The organism is Acidimicrobiia bacterium (assembly GCA_036271555.1).
GTDB lineage: Bacteria > Actinomycetota > Acidimicrobiia > IMCC26256 > PALSA-610 > DATBAK01.
In genome coordinates this window covers 1-17,102 of record DATBAK010000062.1, presented here as the reverse complement: position 1 = coordinate 17,102, position 17,102 = coordinate 1, and the positions used below count along the sequence as shown (strand labels likewise).

The 17,102-nt window shown below is 70.8% G+C and carries 16 protein-coding genes; all 16 read left to right on the top strand.

Annotated features, from left to right (window positions below):
• The first annotated feature begins 20 nt into the window (after positions 1-20).
• The 16 genes from hisS to VH914_15005 all read left to right on the top strand — a co-directional run bounded on the left by hisS (position 21) and on the right by VH914_15005 (position 17,060).
• Positions 21-1,286, top strand: coding sequence for a histidine--tRNA ligase (gene hisS, locus VH914_15080; protein HEX4492529.1), 1,266 nt, complete (start codon positions 21-23; stop codon positions 1,284-1,286).
• Positions 1,287-3,029, top strand: a complete 1,743-nt coding sequence (aspS, locus tag VH914_15075; GenBank protein HEX4492528.1) for an aspartate--tRNA ligase — start codon at positions 1,287-1,289, stop codon at positions 3,027-3,029.
• Positions 3,030-3,244: 215 nt separating this feature from the next.
• Entirely contained in the window at positions 3,245-4,648 is a 1,404-nt protein-coding gene (locus tag VH914_15070; GenBank protein HEX4492527.1) for a replication-associated recombination protein A, read from the top strand.
• Positions 4,635-5,048: a hypothetical protein gene (locus tag VH914_15065; GenBank protein ID HEX4492526.1), complete on the top strand. Its 414-nt coding sequence runs from the start codon at positions 4,635-4,637 to the stop codon at positions 5,046-5,048. Before VH914_15070 ends, VH914_15065 begins: the two co-directional genes overlap by 14 nt.
• The gene (locus tag VH914_15060; GenBank protein HEX4492525.1) at positions 5,048-5,302 is read left to right on the top strand and encodes a hypothetical protein; all 255 of its coding nucleotides are present in this window, start codon (positions 5,048-5,050) and stop codon (positions 5,300-5,302) included. The genes VH914_15065 and VH914_15060 overlap by 1 nt, the downstream gene beginning before the upstream one ends.
• 8 nt (positions 5,303-5,310) lie before the next feature.
• Positions 5,311-7,956 carry an alanine--tRNA ligase gene (gene alaS / locus VH914_15055; protein HEX4492524.1) on the top strand — a complete coding sequence of 882 codons (2,646 nt, stop codon included), beginning with the start codon at positions 5,311-5,313 and terminating at the stop codon, positions 7,954-7,956.
• Positions 7,953-8,390 carry a Holliday junction resolvase RuvX gene (gene ruvX, locus VH914_15050; GenBank protein ID HEX4492523.1) on the top strand — a complete coding sequence of 146 codons (438 nt, stop codon included), beginning with the start codon at positions 7,953-7,955 and terminating at the stop codon, positions 8,388-8,390. The genes alaS and ruvX overlap by 4 nt, the downstream gene beginning before the upstream one ends.
• Positions 8,387-9,484, top strand: a complete 1,098-nt coding sequence (gene mltG / locus VH914_15045; GenBank protein ID HEX4492522.1) for an endolytic transglycosylase MltG — start codon at positions 8,387-8,389, stop codon at positions 9,482-9,484. Before ruvX ends, mltG begins: the two co-directional genes overlap by 4 nt.
• Positions 9,481-10,332, top strand: coding sequence for a shikimate dehydrogenase (gene aroE / locus VH914_15040; protein ID HEX4492521.1), 852 nt, complete (start codon positions 9,481-9,483; stop codon positions 10,330-10,332). Before mltG ends, aroE begins: the two co-directional genes overlap by 4 nt.
• Positions 10,333-10,396: 64 nt before the next feature.
• Positions 10,397-11,209, top strand: a complete 813-nt coding sequence (locus tag VH914_15035; protein HEX4492520.1) for a DUF4388 domain-containing protein — start codon at positions 10,397-10,399, stop codon at positions 11,207-11,209.
• 36 nt (positions 11,210-11,245) lie between these two features.
• Positions 11,246-12,952, top strand: a complete 1,707-nt coding sequence (locus VH914_15030; protein ID HEX4492519.1) for an ATPase, T2SS/T4P/T4SS family — start codon at positions 11,246-11,248, stop codon at positions 12,950-12,952.
• Positions 12,953-13,046: 94 nt separating this feature from the next.
• Positions 13,047-14,198, top strand: a complete 1,152-nt coding sequence (locus VH914_15025) for a hypothetical protein (GenBank protein HEX4492518.1) — start codon at positions 13,047-13,049, stop codon at positions 14,196-14,198.
• A gap of 156 nt (positions 14,199-14,354) precedes the next feature.
• Complete coding sequence (locus tag VH914_15020) at positions 14,355-14,726, top strand: hypothetical protein (protein HEX4492517.1); 372 nt, start codon at positions 14,355-14,357, stop codon at positions 14,724-14,726.
• A 48-nt stretch (positions 14,727-14,774) separates the two neighbouring features.
• Positions 14,775-15,095: a winged helix-turn-helix domain-containing protein gene (locus VH914_15015; protein ID HEX4492516.1), complete on the top strand. Its 321-nt coding sequence runs from the start codon at positions 14,775-14,777 to the stop codon at positions 15,093-15,095.
• A gap of 29 nt (positions 15,096-15,124) precedes the next feature.
• Positions 15,125-16,708, top strand: coding sequence for an ammonium transporter (gene amt / locus VH914_15010; GenBank protein ID HEX4492515.1), 1,584 nt, complete (start codon positions 15,125-15,127; stop codon positions 16,706-16,708).
• Positions 16,709-16,718: 10 nt separating this feature from the next.
• Entirely contained in the window at positions 16,719-17,060 is a 342-nt protein-coding gene (locus tag VH914_15005) for a P-II family nitrogen regulator (GenBank protein HEX4492514.1), read from the top strand.
• Positions 17,061-17,102 lie beyond the last annotated feature (42 nt).

Below are 17,102 nucleotides of genomic sequence, written 5' to 3'. Positions count from 1 at the left end.
CGCGCCCGTAACATGCGCGGATGTCCGACTCCCGGGACGCGTACCGCGCGCCGTACGGAACACGCGATGTGCTCGCGCCCGAGTCGGACCGCTGGCAGGCGCTCGTCGCGACCTTCGCCGACCGGGCCCGGCGCTTCGGCTACGGCCTCGTCCTGACGCCGATCTTCGAGCACGTCGAGGTCTTCCACCGGGTCGGCGAGAGCACCGACGTCGTCAGCAAGGAGATGTACGAGTTCACCGACCGCGGGGGCCGACAGCTCGCGCTGCGGCCCGAGGGCACCGCGTCGGTGGTGCGGGCGTACGTGCAGCACCGACCGCCGGTGCCGTGGAAGTGCTGGTACCTCGCGCCGAACTTCCGCGCCGAACGGCCGCAGAAGGGCCGCTATCGCCAGCACTACCAGGTCGGCGCGGAAGTGTTGGGCGTCGACGATCCCGACGTCGACGTCGAGGTGATCGCGCTCCTGTGGGGCTTCCTGCGCGAGCTCGGCCTGTCGCGCACGCGGTTGCTCCTCAACTCGATGGGTGATCAGGAGAGCCGGGCGCGACACCGCGCGGTGTTGCTCGAGTACTTCCACGATCACGCGGACCTGCTCGGCGACGAGATGGCGCGCGCGGAGCTCAACCCGCTGCGCATCCTCGACTCGAAGCGACCCGACTGGCAGGCGATGCTCGACGCCGCGCCACGACTCGGCGACCACCTCGGCGACGAGTCGGCCGCGCACTTCGCGCGCGTGCAAGACGGCTTGCGCGCGCTCGACATCCCGTTCGAGCTCTCGCCGCGTCTCGTGCGCGGCTTCGACTACTACACGCGCACGACGTTCGAGTTGCAGAGCGACACGATCGACGCCGCACAGAACGCGCTCGGCGGCGGTGGCCGCTACGACCGGCTCGCGGAGGAGATGGGCGGTCCGCCGACTCCGTCGATCGGTTTCGGCGCGGGCATCGAGCGCATCCTGCTCGCGTGCGACGCGGAATCGGTGTTGCCGGCGCCCGAGGCGCGCGTCGAGGTGTTCGTCGTCGACCTGCTCGGCACCGAGGAAGCGACCGTGCTCGTGCACGAGCTGCGCGAGCGCGGCGTCGCCGCCGACCGCGCGTACGGCGGGCGTTCGGGCAAGAAGCAGTGGGCCGCCGCCGACAAATCGGGCGCGACGTACGGCGTGATGCTCGCACCGCGCGAGTCCGAGGCCGGCGCCGTCGCGGTGAAGGACCTGCGGTCGGGCGAACAGGTCGAGGTGAAGCGGTCCGAGGTCGGCGAGTGGCTACGAGAGAGAACGGGGCACCAGTAGATGATGCGATCGCACCGGGCGGGCGACCTCCGCGCCGGCGACATCGGCACCGAGGTGACGCTGTGCGGCTGGGTCGGGCACCGACGCGACCACGGCGGCGTCGTCTTCCTCGACCTGCGGGATGTCGCGGGCGTGCTCCAGGTCGTCGTCGATCCGACGATTCCCGGTTGCGAAGGCGTGCACCGCGTGCGGGCGGAGTGGGTGCTGCGCGTGCGAGGTGTCGTGCGCGCGCGCCCGGACGGCACGGTGAACGCCGACATGCCGACCGGTGAGATCGAGATCGCGGCGAGCACGCTCGAGGTGCTGTCGGAATCGGAGCCGATCCCGTTCCCGCTCGACGACCGCACCGACGTCGACGAGGTGCTGCGGCTTCGGCACCGCTATCTCGACCTGCGGCGCGCGCCGATGCAACGCAACCTGCGCATCCGCGCCGCGGTCAACAGCAGCATCCGCACCGCGATGGAGGCCGAGGGCTTCGTCGAAGTCGAGACGCCGATGCTCATCGCGTCGACGCCGGAAGGCGCACGCGACTTCGTCGTGCCGTCGCGCCTCAAGCCGGGCTCGTTCTACGCGCTGCCCCAGAGCCCGCAGCTGTTCAAGCAGCTTTTGATGGTCGGCGGCATGGATCGCTACTACCAGATCGCCCGCTGTCTGCGCGACGAGGACCTGCGCGCCGATCGCCAGTTCGAGTTCATGCAGCTCGACGCGGAGATGAGCTTCGCGGACCAGGAGGACGTGCTCGACGTGATCGGGCGCGCCGTCGTGCGCGCGGCCGAGGCGGTCCGGGGCGAGCCGGTGCCGCCGATCGAGCGCATGACCTGGCTCGACGGCATGGAGCGCTACGGCACCGACAAGCCCGACCTGCGTTTCGGCATGGAGCTCGTCGATCTGTCCGAAGTCTTCGAGGCGACCGAGTTCCGCGCGTTCGCGGGCGCGGAGACGGTCAAGGGAATCTGCGTTCCGGGCTCCGGCGACCTGTCCCGGTCGCGCGTCGACGCGCTCGTCGACCGCGCGAAGGAGCTCGGCGCCGCCGGTCTCGTGTGGATGCGAGTCGGCGCGGAGTCGGTGCTCGAGTCGCCCGTCGTGAAGTTCCTGTCGGAAGCGGAGCAGCTCGGCATCGTCGACGGCCTCGGCGCGCGCCCAGGTGACCTCGTGCTGATCGCGGCGGGGGAGCGCGCGCTGACGCGCTCGGTGCTCGGTCAGCTCCGGCTCGATTTGGGACGCCCGCCGGTCGGTGAGGGCCCGCTGCGGTTCCTCTGGCTCGTCGACTTCCCGCTGTTCGAGATGCTCGACGCCGAGGGCCGGCCGGTGCCCGCGCACCACCCGTTCACGATGCCGCATCCCGACGACATCGACCGCCTCGAGTCCGACCCGTTGTCGGTGCGCTCGCAGTCGTACGACCTCGTGCTGAACGGTTGGGAGCTCGGTTCGGGGAGCGTGCGAATCCACCGGCCCGACATCCAGAGCCGGGTGTTCTCGCTCATCGGCATCGATGCGGAGACCGCGCAGGCGCGGTTCGGGTTCCTGCTGGACGCGTTCCGCTTCGGCGCGCCGCCGCACGCGGGCTTCGCCTTCGGCATCGACCGCCTGGTTGCGATCCTGGCGGGCGAGGAGAACATCCGCGAGGTGATCGCGTTCCCGAAGACGCAGTCGGGGAGCGATCCACTGACCGACGCGCCGAGCGCGATCGACGCCGCGCAGCTGCGCGAGCTCGGACTGCAGCTGCGGCCGGCCAAGTCGTAACCGGCGCGGGGTGGCGGTCCGGCGGAACCGCTCGGCGTCGCGCCGAAAACGTCATTTGCGCGATCCGTCCATTTGGACCTATCGCGCGCAGCGATCGGAACGCCGCGGCCGATCACGGCACGCGATGCTTCCATTTGGAGGCAACGCGCAAATGCGCTTTTCGGTGGGCCGCCGGCGGGGTGCGGGGCATCGGGCGAGCCGTAGGCTCCCTCCCCATGCCGAAGGCCTCGGGCGGCGGCGCCGACCTGTTCGCGAGCGCGGTCGAAGATCGCCTCGCGCGCCGCGCCCCGCTGGCCGCGCGCCTCAGACCCCGCAATCTCGACGAGGTCGTCGGCCAGGGCCACCTGCTCGGAGCGGGCAAGCCGCTGCGGGTCTTGATCGAGTCGGACCGGCTCTCGAGCGTGATCCTCTGGGGCCCGCCCGGCACGGGCAAGACGACGATCGCCCGCCTCGTCGCCGGCGCGACCAGCAAGGCGTTCGAGCCGCTGTCGGCCGTGACCGCGGGCGTGAAGGACGTGCGGGAGGTCGTCGAACGGGCCCGGGGCCGGCTCGGCGAGCAGGGCAAGGGCACGATCCTCTTCCTCGACGAGGTCCACCGCTTCAACCGCACCCAGCAGGACGCGCTGCTGCCCCATGTCGAGGACGGTCTGCTCGTCCTCATCGGTGCGACGACCGAGAACCCCTTCTTCTCGCTCACCGGTCCGCTGCTGTCGCGCTCGACCCTCTTCCGTCTCGAATCGCTCACCACCAAAGACCTCGCCGTCGTGCTGCGCCGCGCGCTCGAAGACCGCGACCGCGGCCTCGGCAAGGAGCCGGTCGACATCGACGAGGACGCGCTCGAGCACCTCGCCGATCGTTCCGAAGGCGACGCCCGCCACGCGCTCACCTGCCTCGAGCTCGCGCACGCGCTCGCGGTCGAGCGCGCGAACGCGCAGACCGCCGCGGGCGACGACACCGACGAGAAGCCGCGCATCACGATCGAAGACGCGGAAGCCGCGCTCGCGATGCGCGCGCTGCGCTACGGCGACGACGACCACTACGACATCACGTCCGCGTTCATCAAGAGCATCCGCGGATCGGATCCCGACGCGGGTCTCTACTGGCTCGCGCGCATGCTCGAGGCCGGGGAGGACGCGCGCTTCGTCGCGCGCCGGCTCGTGATCCTCGCGTCCGAGGACATCGGCATGGCCGACCCCACCGCGCTGCTCGTCGCCGATGCTGCGGCGCGTGCGGTCGAGCTCGTCGGGCTGCCCGAGGCCGGCATCAACCTCGCGCACGCGGTGATCCACCTCTCGCTCGCGCCCAAGTCGAACAGCGTCATCACCGCGCTCGGTTCGGCGCTCGAGACGGTGCGCCGCCTGCCGGCCGGTGCGGTGCCCGCCCACCTGCGGGATGCGCACTATCCCGGGGCGAAGTCCCTCGGTCACGGGGAGGGCTACCAGTATCCTCATAACGCCGAATCGGGCTGGGTCGCCCAGGAGCACGTGCCCGGTGAGGTCGCCGGGACCCGCTTCTACCGGCCCGGACGGCACGGCGCCGAGGTCGAGCTGGTGGAGCAGTGGAATCGCAGGCGAGCGGCCGGGATCCCGGCCGACGAGGAGATCGATGAGCGCAGCTGACGTTGTGGCCGTGGTCGCCGCGGCCGTCGCCGCGGTCCTTGCGGGTGCGCTCGTCGTCGCCCTGCTGTCGCTCGCGTCGACGCTGCGCGCGTTGCGCGCCGCCGCCGATCTGCTCCGTGAGGAGACGCTCCCACTCGTCGCCGATCTTCACCGCGCGGTGGCCGACACCGTCGACGAGGTCGAGCGGGTCGACCGCATCATCACCGCGGCCGAGGGGATCGGTGACCGCGTCGACGGCGCGTCCCGTCTCGCGTACCGCGCCTTCGGGAGTCCGGTCGTGAAGGCGATGGCGTTCGGCGCGGGGGTGTCGCAGGCGACGCGCCGCCTGCGCGGCACGAAGGAACGTGAGCACGAGCACGCGGCGGTCCCGATCAGCCGCGGTCGTCGGAAGGGCGCCTGATGTTCAAGCGCGCGCGTTGGATGGTGCTCGGCTACTCGCTCGGCGCGGGAACGTCGTACCTCGCCGCGCGCCGGTTGCGGCGCGTCGCGCAGCGCTACACGCCGACCGGTGTCGCAACGCGCGTCGGCGGCACGAAGCGTTCCGTGCAGAACGCGGTGGTCGCGGGGCGCGACACGATGCGCGACCGCGAGGTCGAGCTGCGCTCGAACCATTCACTCGATCGCGGCGCGCGCCGTCGCATCCGCGCCACCTGAGGCCGGCCGTGCCGAACCCGCCGCGCACCGCCGACGAGCTGCGCCAGTCCTGGTACGACTTCTTCACCGCGCACGGCCACACGCCCGTGCCGTCGGCGAGCGTCATCCCGATCGACCGCACGCTGCTCTTCACGGTCGCGGGCATGGTGCCGTTCAAGCCCTACTTCGTCGGCGACGAGAAGCCGCCGTTCTCGCGGGCGACGTCGGTGCAGAAGTGCATCCGCGCCGGTGGCAAGCACAACGACCTCGACGACATCGGCCGCACGAACCGGCACATGTCGTTCTTCGAGATGCTCGGCAACTTCAGCTTCGGCGACTACTTCAAGGCCGATGCGATCCCGTGGTCGTGGGAGTTCTACACCGAGGTCCTCGGCTTCGATCCCGACAAGCTGTGGGTCACGGTGCACGAGACCGACGACGAGGCCGAGGCCATCTGGCGCGAGATCGTGGGCGTCCCGTCCGAGCGCATCCAACGCCTCGGCGAGCCCAACTTCTGGCGCATGGCCGATACCGGACCGTGCGGACCGAGCTCGGAGATCTTCTGGGACCTCGGGTCGGAGCACGGCGAGGCCGGCGGACCCGCGCACGGCGGCGAGGACCGCTACATCGAGATCTGGAACCTCGTGTTCATGCAGTACGACGCGCAGCCCGACGGCTCGCTGCCTCCGCTCCCCGCGCCGTGCGTCGACACCGGCGCCGGGCTCGAGCGCAACCTCGCGATGCTCCAGGGCGTCGACTCGGTCTGGGCCATCGACGGGTTCCGCCCGCTCATCGCGACCGCCGAGCGGGTCACGGAGGTTGCGTACGAGGGCTTCCCCGGCGGCGAACGCGACGTGTCGCTGCGCATCCTCGCCGACCACGCGCGCACCACCGCGTTCGCGGTGAGCGACGGCGTCGTGCCGTCGAACGAGGAGCGCGGCTACGTGCTCCGGCGCATCATCCGCAACGCCGTGCGCCACGCGTACCAACTCGGCGCGCGCGACCTCGTGATGCCGGCGATGGTCGACGCGACCGTCGATGTAATGGGTGACGCGTACCCGGAGCTGCTCGCGAACCGGGAGCTCGTCAACACGATCGTGGCGCGTGAGGAGACCCGTTTTCGCGCCACGCTCGAACGCGGCCTCGACATGCTCGACGAGGTGCTGGCGCGCGGCGACGTGTCGGGCGACGACGCGTTCCGACTTCACGACACGCTCGGCTTCCCGATCGACCTCACGCGCGAGATCGCGGGCGAACGCGGTCATTCCGTCGACCTCGAGGGCTTCGAAGCGCGCATGCGCGATCAGCGCACGCGCGCTCGAGAGGCGCACAAGGAGGCCGGTGGCGCCGCGAGCGCGCCGGTCGAGCTCTACCGCGAGCTCTTCGAAGAGCACAGCGGCACCGAGTTCACGGGACGCGACGAGTACGCGTCGAGCGCGCGCGTGCTCGCGTTGATCGCGAACGGCGAGCGCACGAACCGCGCCGAACCCGGTGCGACGGTCGACGTCGTGCTCGACCGCACCCCGTTCTACGCGGAGTCCGGCGGCCAGGTCGGCGACACCGGCACGATCACGGTCGACGCGACCGGCGCGCGCCTCGACGTGCTCGACACGCAGTACGGCCTGCCCGGTTCGCTGGTCGTGCACCGCGCCCGTGTCGCCGGCGAGACCGCGGTCGTCGAGGGCGACGATGTCACCGCCGCGATCGACGGCGCGCGCCGTGACCGCATCCGTCGCAACCACACCGCGACCCACGTGCTGCATTGGGCGCTGCGCGAGGTGCTCGGCAAGGACGTGAAGCAGGCCGGGTCGCTCGTCTCGCCCGAGCGTCTGCGTTTCGACTTCAGCCACCACGAGGCGGTGTCGACCGCGCAGCTCGTCGAGGTCGAGCGGCTCGCGAACGAGCAGATCATCGGCGACGCGCCGGTGAGTCACAACGAGATGACGAAGATCGACGCCGAGGCGCTCGGCGCCATCGCGTTCTTCGGCGACAAGTACGGCGACGTCGTGCGCGTGCTCGAAGCGGGTCCGTCGATCGAGCTGTGCGGCGGTACCCACGTCGACGCGCTCGGCTTCATCGGTCCGATCAAGATCGTCAGCGAGGGCTCGGTCGGCGCGAACCTGCGGCGGATCGAAGCCGTCACCGGTGACGCCGCGCTCGCGCGCATCGCCGACGAGGAGGCGACGCTGCGTCGCCTCGGTGATCGCCTGCGCGCCGCGCCCGCAGAGGTCGAGGAGAAGGTCGACCGGCTGCTCGCGCAGGTGAAGGAGCTCAACGACGAGGTCGCCGCGCTGCGCGCACGCGAGGCGAAGCTCGCGGCGGAGGGTCTCGCGGCGTCGGCGGTCGGCGGAACCGTCGTCGCACGCCGCGACGGGCTCGCTCCCGACGAGCTCCGTCAGCTCGCGCAGGCCACGCTGGCCGCGATCGGGCAGGGCGTGGTCGCGCTCGTCGGGATCGGGCCCGACGGCACGAAGGCCGGGATCGTCGTCGCGGTGAGCAAGGACCGGCGCGCGGCGGGCGCGGCGGCACCGGAGCTCGCGCAGGACGCGGCGCGCGCGCTCGGCGGCGGTACCGGCAAGCAACCCGAGCTCGCACAGGGCGGCGGTCCGAAGGTCGACGGGATCGACGACGCGCTCCGTCTGGTGCGCGAGCGGGTCGAGCCCTGGGCCCGTTGAGCGCCGGTGCGCCCGGTCGCGTCCTGGGTGTCGATCTCGGCTCGAAGCGCATCGGCCTCGCGCTCAGCGATCCCGGCCGCCACATCGCGAGCCCGCTCGGGGTCCTGACGCGCGCGAAGACGCAGGTCGAGGACCATCGCTCGATTTTGGCGGCGGCCCGCGAGAATGAGGCGGTGGCGATCGTCGTCGGGCTGCCGATCTCGCTGTCCGGCGGTCTCGGTCCCGCGGCCCGCGCCGCGCTCGCGGAGATCGAGGCGCTGCGCGCGCTCGCGGGTCCCGAGCTCGCCATCACCGCCGCCGACGAGCGGCTGACGACGGTGACCGCGGAGCGCTCGTTGCGCGAGGCCCGGCTCGGCCGCGAGGCGCGCAGGGCGGTCGTCGACAAGGTCGCGGCCGCGGTGATGCTCCAGGCCTGGCTCGAGTCGGGCGCGTGATCAGCGACACCGACACCGACGCCGACCCTCGCGGCGGTCGCGCGCGCGAGGCCCATCTCGAACGGCGCCGACGCCGGCGGCGCCGGATCCTCGTACCCATCGTGTTCCTCAGCCCGCTGCTGATCCTGGTCGCCGTCGTCTACGGGTGGTGGCGGTACCAGCTCGATCCGCCCGGTGGGCCCGGCGACACGGTCACCGTCACGGTCGCGTCGGGCGCGGGCGTGCGCGACATCGGCAAGGAGCTCGCGCACGAGAAGGTGATCGGATCGAGCTTCGCCTTCGACGCGTACGTGCGCATCAAGCACGCGGGACCGTTCGACGCGGGGGAGTACCACCTGCGCAAGCACCTCGGCATCCAGGGCGCGGTCGACCTGCTCGACAAGGGTCCGGTGATCACGTACGAGACGCTGCGGATCACGCCCGGTCTGTGGCTCTCGGAGGTCGCGGCACACGTGCACGCGCAGCTGCCGTGGATCTCCGCGACCGACGTGCTCACGGTGGCGCGCTCGAACGCCGTACGGTCGAAGTTCGAGCCCGCGAACGTGCACACCCTCGAAGGCTTCCTCTATCCCGACACGTACCGCTTCACGAAGCACGACACCGCGACCGCGGTCGTGCGCACGATGGTGCGCCGCTTCGACCAGATCGCGACCGCGGCGGGCCTCGGCACCCCGCAGGTCGCGGGGCAGACGCCGTATCAGGTGCTCACGATCGCGTCGATCGTGCAGGAGGAGTCGGGAACCGCGCCCGACGATCCGTTGATCGCGTCGGTCATCGACAACCGCTTGCAGCAGAACATGCTGCTGCAGATGGACGCGACCGTCGTCTACGCGCTGCAGCAGCGCAAGGCGTCGAACACCGCGGCCGACCGCGCGAACCCGTCGCCCTACAACACGTACGTGCACACCGGACTCCCGCCGACGCCGATCGGCGCGATCACGAAGACCGCGCTCGCCGCCGCGCAGCATCCGGCGCACACGACGTACCTCTATTTCGTCGTCGCCGGACGCGACGGGCACAGCGCGTTCGCGACGACGCTCGCGGAGCACGAGCAGAACGTGCAGCACGCGCGCGAGCTCGGGCTCCTGCAGTGATCACCGGGCACACGCGGCTCGCCGCGGTGATCGGCGATCCGGTGCGGCACTCCGTGTCGCCGGTGATGCACAACGCCGCGTTCGCGGCCGTCGAGCTCGACTGGGTCTTCGTCGCGCTGCCGGTGCCGGCCGGCGCGGGGGTTCAGGCGCTCGACGGGGTACGCGTGCTCGGCATCGACGGCGTGAGCGTGACCATGCCGCACAAGGCGGCCGCGGCCGAGGCCTGCGACGTCGTGCGCGGCGACGCCGCGGTGCTGCGTAGCGTGAACTGCGTGTCGCGTCGGGACGACGGCGCGCTCGTCGGCGAGTCGACCGACGGCGAAGGCTTCCTGCGTTCGCTCCGCGACGAAGGCCACGATCCCGCAGGCGTCGACGCGGTCGTGCTCGGCGCGGGCGGAGTGAGTCGCGCCGTCGCGCTCGCGCTCGCGCGGGCGGGTGCGTCGGTGCGGGTCGCGGCGCGACGGCCGGACGCGGCGCGCGAGTGCGCCGCGCTCGGCGACGGCATCACCGCGGTCGACTGGCCGGGCGCGGCCGAGGCGGTCCGCGAGTGCCGGCTCGTCGTGAACGGCACGCCGATCGGCATGGCCGCCCGCGGCGCCGACCCCGCCGCCGAGCTCGCGGAGCTGCCGTTCTCCGGGGCCGACCTCGGTCCCGAGCACGTCGTCGCCGACCTCGTCTACCTGCCCCGCCGCACCCCGCTGCTCGAGCTCGCGGCGAGCCGGGGCGCGCAGACCGTCGAGGGCATCGGCATGCTCGTCCACCAGGGCGCGATTGCCTTCGAGCGCTGGACGGGCGTCACCGCGCCGGTCGCGGTGATGAAGCAGCACGCGGTTTCCGCCCTGGGCTGAAACCCACTCAACCGGACCCGACTCGCGTGCCGATGATGGGGGCAGACGAAGGACGGGGAATCGCGTGTCGCTGCAGGGGACGTTCGACACGCTGTCGGTGACCGAGCTGTTCGGGCTCCTCTCGACGGCAGGCAAGACCGGCGCGCTCCGCCTCGAAGCCGGGCACCACGAGGCATCGCTGCTCGTGCGCGCCGGCCGCTGCTGCGCGGTCGACGACGGCGCCCCGGTTGCCCTCGGAACCGAGTCCGAGTTGGGTGCCCGCCTCGTCGACGTCGGCTTCACGCTCGCCCGCCAGCCCGAGGGCTCGTTCCGGTTCAGCGACGGCGACGTCGCGGAGTCGGGCGTCTCGGTCGCGTTCGACCCTGCGGTCGCCGAGATCACCGCGATGGTCGAGGCGTGGAAGGACATCGAGACCACCATCCCGTCCCTCGACGTCCGGCTGCGGCTGGCCCCCGCGCTGGGCGCGGAGGAGATCGTCCTCGGCGCGCCGGAGTGGGCGCTGCTCGTCGGGCTCCAGGGCCGCCCGACCGTCCGCGAGCTCGTGGCGACGGCCGGTGAGTCGCTGCTCGACGTCTGCCGGCGGGTGAAGGACCTGGTCGACCGGGGTGCGGTCGAGGTGGGAACGGCCGCACCGACGCCGGCCGCACCGGTGCCGGTCGCCGAGCCTGCGGTCCGTGTCGTCGCCGCCGAACCGCCGCCGCAACCCGAGCCCCAACCCCGGCCGCAACCGGAGCCCCGGCCCCCGACCCGGGACCGGGCGGCCCTCGAGGAGGCCACGACCCACCTGCTCGACCCGATCGAGCCCTACGCCCCCGAGGCCGACGAGCCGGCCGACCGGAGCGCCCTGCTCCGCCTCTTCTCGGCGCTCAAGGAGTAGGGGGATACAGAGAGGCCCGGTTCCGGCCGATATCAGATGGAGGACCTGAGGAGGCTCCCCCTGTCGGACGGAACGCCGCTCGGCGCGCTGCTGATGCGCGAGGGTCTCCTGACGGAGGCCCAGCTCGACGCGGCCCTTTCCGAGCAGGGGCGATCGGGCAAGCAGCTCGGCCGGATCCTCATCGAGTCGGGCACGATCTCCGAGACCGACCTCGTCCGGACGCTCGCCAAGCAGGTCGGCCTCGAGTACCTCGACCTCGGCGACGCGACGATCGACCCGTCGGCGGTCAGCCTCGTCAGCGAGGCGATGGCGCGTCGGTACCAGGCGATCGCGGTCGCGTGGGAAGACGGCAAGCTCGTCGTCGCGATGGCCGACCCGTCGAACGTGTTCGCGCTCGACGACATCCGCGCGATCACGGGGCACGAGGTGAAGACCGTCGTCGCGAGCCCGAGCGAGCTCGCGGCGACGATCGACCGCTACTTCCGTCTCGACACCGAGGTCGACACGGTCGCGCAGGCCGCGGCCGACGAGTTCTCCGAGAGCGAGGACCTCGGCTCGGTCAACGAGGTGCTCGAGGACGCGCCGATCGTCAAGTTCGTCAACCTGCTCGTCACCCAGGCCGTGAACGACCGCGCGTCCGACATTCACGTCGAGCCGACCGAGAGCGACCTCCGCATCCGTTTCCGCATCGACGGCGTGCTGCACGAAGTGATGCGCTCACCGCGTTCGATCCAGGCCGGTGTGATCAGCCGGCTCAAGGTCATGGCCGACATCAACATCGCGGAACGGCGTATCCCGCAGGACGGGCGCATCTCGCTGAAGGTCGGTGGGCGCGCCGTCGACCTTCGTGTCGCGACCCTGCCGACCGTGTATGGCGAGAAGGTCGTCATGCGGATCCTCGACAAGGGGAACGCGCTGCTGCGGCTCGAGGATCTCGGCTTCCTCACCGAGACGCACGAGCGCTTCGCGAGCGCGTACCACAAGCCCTACGGCACGATCCTCGTCACCGGTCCGACCGGTTCCGGCAAGTCGACGACGCTCTACGCGACCCTCAACCTCCTCAACGAGGCGCACCGCAACATCATCACCGTGGAGGATCCGGTCGAGTACCGGCTCGCGGGGATCAATCAGGTGCAGGTGCATCCGAAGGCGGGGCTCACGTTCGCGTCGGCGTTGCGGGCGATCCTGCGTTCCGACCCCGACGTCATCCTCGTGGGTGAGATCCGTGACCGCGAGACCGCGGTGATCGCGATCGAGGCCGCGCTGACGGGCCACCTCGTGTTGTCGACGTTGCACACGAACAGCGCCGCGTCGACCCCGATGCGGTTGGTGGAGATGGGGGTGGAGCCGTTCCTCGTGACCTCAGCGTTGGACTGCGTGGTCGCGCAGCGACTCGCGCGCCGGCTGTGCGATCACTGCAAGGAGGCGTACCAGCCGACGGAGGCCGAGCTGGTCGAGGCGGGGTGGGCGGTCGACGAGTTGTCGGGGAGCGAGTGGCCGGTGTTGCAGCGTGCGGTGGGGTGCTCGTCGTGCGGGCGGACGGGGTACAAGGGCCGGTTCGCGATCCACGAGGTGATGCTGCTGTCGGAGGAGATCGAGCGGATGATCATCGAGCGCCGTTCGACCGACGACGTGTCGAAGATGGCGGTCATGGAGGGGATGATCCCGCTCAAGAAGGACGGCCTCCGCAAGGTCGCGCTCGGATACACGACGCTCGAGGAGATCTTCCGCGTCGTCGCGTGATCGCGCGCTCGCGGTTGGCGACGACGCGCGCGCGGGTGACACGATCGCCGCGTCCGTGCCGGAACGCACGGATTCGACGATCAAGGGGGCAAGGATGAAATCTCGATCTCGCACGTTGTTCGGAGGCTTGGCCGTCGCGCTGTTCGCGGCGACGTTCCTCATCGCCGCGGCACCGGCGGGCGCGACCCCGCGTCCGGGTGTCGTGTTCGTCAGCGCACACAACTCGCAGGCGACCTCGGCGGGTCACTTCGACGACGAATGCGCGCACGCGCAGTTCAGCGCGATCCAGGACGGCATCGAAGCCGTCGCGAACGGCGGCACCGTCGTCGTCTGCCCGGGCACGTATCCCGGGCTCGTCACGGTCGATCGCCGGGTCACGCTCGCAGGCCTGCGCGGCGCCACGATCGACGCGAAGGGCGACGCGTACGGCATCGGCGTCACTGCATCGTGGTCGAACGTCGTCGGGTTCAAGGTGGAGAACGCCAGCCCGCTGAAGCCCGCGAAGGGCAAGCTCGCCGACGGCATCGCCACGCTCGGACTCGGGGCGACCGGCCCGGTTGCCGCGAACCACGTGAACATCCTCTTCAACGAGGTGACCGGCAACCTGGGTTCGGGCATCGACATCAACTCGAGCTCGCACTCGGCCGCGCTGTTCAACAACGCGCACGACAACGGCGTCGGCATCAACCTGGCCGACGACCTCAACCTGCCGGCGAACCACAACCTCGTCGCCTTCAACACCACCGACGAGAACTTCGGCGGCTGCGGCATCGCGCTCGCGGACCACAGCGGCGCGGGCGTCAACGACAACCTGATCCAGTTCAACACGTCGGACAACAACGGCCTCTCGACCGCGACCGCGCCGGACGCGTCCGCGGGCAGCGGGGTGATCCTCGCGAGCCCGATTCCCGGCGGAGTGGTGAAGGGCAACTCGATCACGTTCAACGAGTTCTCGGGCAACGGGCACGGCGGCGTCGTCGTCCACGCGCACGCGCCGGGCACCGACTTCTCCGGCAACTCGGTCATGTACAACCGGATCGGCACGAACAACGTGCGCACCGACGAGAACGACCTCGAGACGACCGGCATCTACCTCGGGAGCGCGGGCCCGCTGACCATCCGGGTCGCGAGCAACGTCATCGGCCCCGACTACTACGGCGTCTTCACGTCGGGTCCCGTGACCGTGAAGGGCACGAACTCCTACGTGCAGGTGAAGCACGAGCTCGGGACGTCGCCGACGTTCTGAGTCTCTCTGCGGACGAGCGATCGGGTGGCCGCGCGGGAGACCGCCGGCCACCCGTTTCGCGCCCGCGGACGGGCACACAGCGAGCACACGCTCGAAACCGACCGTTCACATTCGGGTCTTCGTCGAGCAACGAGGGTCTCGTAGGGTGACCGCATCATGACGACACGGATCGGTCCTCGTGCGCGCTTCGACGTCGCGCTGCTGATCCTCGTCGTGTTCGGCGTGCTCGCGCCCACCGCAGTGCACGCCGTCGCGCACACGCCGGCGAAGGTGAGCGTCGATGCCGCGGCCGCGCCGCACGGCTCGCCGACCCGCCATCCCGACGTCCGCGCGGCCTCGGTCGGCGCGCAGTTCGTCGTCGCGCAGCCGACCAGGCCGCGTCCGCAGGGATCGGGTCTCGCGGTCGCCGTCGCGGTCGCCGTCGGCGCGTCGATCCGGCCGCGCTCGCGCCGGTTCGTCGGCTCTCACGCGCGCGAGCAGGCGCGTTTCGCGCTGCGGCGCGGTCCTCCGGTGCCCTCCACCGTCTGACCGACGACGCGCGGGCACGCCCGTGCGTGGAGAGCGTGGAGGTTCCCGGTGATTGTTCTCGATCGCGCGCCCGCGCGCGACGTAGAGCCCCCCGTCGTCGATGACGACGACATCCTGCGGCGCGCCGGCGAATGGGTCGCGCTGTCACCGATCGAAGCGCGCCTCGCGCGCGCGTTCCTCGAGAACCCCGGCCGGTTGCTGGGTCGTACGACACTCGGTCGCGCCGGGTGGCCCGGCGGTGTGCCGAACGACCGCTCGGTCGACTCGCGCATCAAGACGCTGCGCCGGCGCGTCACCGCGCTCGGCCTGCACATCTCGACGGTTCGCGGCCGCGGCTACGTCGCGGACGTCGACCGCACCGACCCATGAACACCAAACAGAAAGGGAGCACTCCGAGCATGTCCACACGGTGGTCGCGACTCAAGAACAAGGACACGCGACGATTGATCGCGGTCCTCTTCGCCGGGAAGCTCGCGGCCGTCGCGCTGCTGCTCGGCGCGATGAAGGGCGCAGATTGGTACTTCAACTCGCCGCTCGGCGCGGCGACCGGCGCGCCGGTCCATCACGCGAACGATTTCGTCAGCCCGATCAACACGGTCTGGGTGTTGGTGACCGCGTTCCTGGTCTTCTTCATGCAGGCCGGGTTCATGGGCCTCGAGATCGGCTTCGCGCGATCGCGTGAGACGGTGAACATCCTCATGGAGTGCGTGTTCGACACGTGCCTGTGCGGGCTCCTGTACTGGTCGATCGGCTTCGCGTTCCAGTTCGGTGTCGGCAACGGGTTCATCGGGCACCAGTTCTTCTTCCTGCACGGGATGACCGCGGGCTACGGCACCACGGGTGTCGCGTTCCTCGCGTTCTGGCTGTTCCAGTTCGCGTTCGCCGACACCGCGTCGACCATCACGTCCGGAGCGATGATCGGCCGCACGAGCTTCAAGGGCGACATCCTCTACAGCATGTGCGTGTCGGGTCTCATCTACCCGATCTTCGGGCACTGGGTGTGGGGTCCCGGCGGCTGGCTCGAGAACTCGGGCGGCACGATCATGAAGCATTTCGGCGGCAGCGTGTTCTTCCGCGACTTCGCGGGATCGACCGTGGTGCACACCGTCGGTGGGCTGATCGCGTTGGTCGGAGCGATCGCGCTCGGGCCGCGCCTCGGGCGCGTGTTCAAGCGCGACGGCGGTGGTCCGATGCCGGCGCACGACCTCACGTGGGGTGCGATCGGCGGCGTGATCCTCTGGTTCGGCTGGTACGGCTTCAACCCGGGTTCGACGCTGTCGGCGATGGACTGGGAGGGCATCGGCCGCGTCGCCGCGAACACGACGCTGGCGGCCGCCGCCGGCGGCTTCATCGCCGTGTTCTTCGTCTATCCGCAGACGAAGAAGTGGGACCTCGGCATCTCGGTGAACGGTCTGCTCGGCGGGCTCGTCGCGATCACCGCGCCGTGCTACTGGGTGTCGCCGATGGGCGCCGTGCTCATCGGAGCGGTCGCGGGCGTCGTCGTGCCGCTCGTCACCAACCTGCTCGAGCACCTGCGCATCGACGACCCGATCGGCGCGGTGCCCGTGCACTTCGCGTGCGGTGTGTGGGGCACGTTGTCGGTCGGGTTGTTCGCAACCGGTCAGTTCGGTGCACCCGGTCCCGACGGTGCCGACCTGTCGACGCGCGTGACCGGCCTGTTCTACGGCGGCGGGCTGAACCAACTCGGGGCCGAGCTGCTCGGAAGCCTGTCGTGCATCGTGTTCGTCGGGCTCGCGGCGTGCGTCGTGATGTTCGGCATCCGTGCGATACGCGGTGAGTGGAGCCTGCGCGTCGAGAAGGACGGCGAGCTCGAAGGCCTCGACATCTTCGAGCACGGCACGCCGGCGTACCACGTCGAGTTCGGCTACGGCATGAGCTACACGACGCCCACCGGATCGTCGGTGATCGGTGGCGGTCCGCCGTCGATCCGGATCGACGAGCCCGAACCCGAGAAGGTGTGAGGAGAGATCGATGGCTCATCTGGTGACCGCGATCGTGAAGCCGTTCAAGTTGGAGGAGGTGAAGGAGGCGCTGCGCGGCGCCGGCGTGATCGGACTGACCGTCAGCGAGGTCCAGGGCTACGGCCGGCAGGGCGGCAAGACCGAGGCCTTCCGCGGCAACGAGTACAAGGTCGAGTTCGTGCCGAAGGTGCGGATCGAGGTGCTCGTCGACTCGGCCGACGTCGACAAGGTGCTCGACCTCGTCGCCGCCGGCGCGCGCACGGGGAAGATCGGCGACGGGAAGATCTGGGCGACGCCCGTCGACCGCCTCATGCGGGTCCGAACCGGCGAGATGGGAGACGACGCGTTGTGAGGTCGGGTGGTGCCGGGCGGCCTTCTGGGCGGCCCGCCCGGC

Coding starts and splice junctions, on each gene's coding strand:
- hisS (HEX4492529.1), top strand. CDS start 21: ATGTCCGACTCCCGGGACGCGTACCGCGCGCCGTACGGAACACGCGAT.
- aspS (HEX4492528.1), top strand. CDS start 1,287: ATGATGCGATCGCACCGGGCGGGCGACCTCCGCGCCGGCGACATCGGC.
- VH914_15070 (HEX4492527.1), top strand. CDS start 3,245: ATGCCGAAGGCCTCGGGCGGCGGCGCCGACCTGTTCGCGAGCGCGGTC.
- VH914_15065 (HEX4492526.1), top strand. CDS start 4,635: ATGAGCGCAGCTGACGTTGTGGCCGTGGTCGCCGCGGCCGTCGCCGCG.
- VH914_15060 (HEX4492525.1), top strand. CDS start 5,048: ATGTTCAAGCGCGCGCGTTGGATGGTGCTCGGCTACTCGCTCGGCGCG.
- VH914_15030 (HEX4492519.1), top strand. CDS start 11,246: ATGGAGGACCTGAGGAGGCTCCCCCTGTCGGACGGAACGCCGCTCGGC.
- VH914_15025 (HEX4492518.1), top strand. CDS start 13,047: ATGAAATCTCGATCTCGCACGTTGTTCGGAGGCTTGGCCGTCGCGCTG.
- VH914_15020 (HEX4492517.1), top strand. CDS start 14,355: ATGACGACACGGATCGGTCCTCGTGCGCGCTTCGACGTCGCGCTGCTG.
- amt (HEX4492515.1), top strand. CDS start 15,125: ATGTCCACACGGTGGTCGCGACTCAAGAACAAGGACACGCGACGATTG.
- VH914_15005 (HEX4492514.1), top strand. CDS start 16,719: ATGGCTCATCTGGTGACCGCGATCGTGAAGCCGTTCAAGTTGGAGGAG.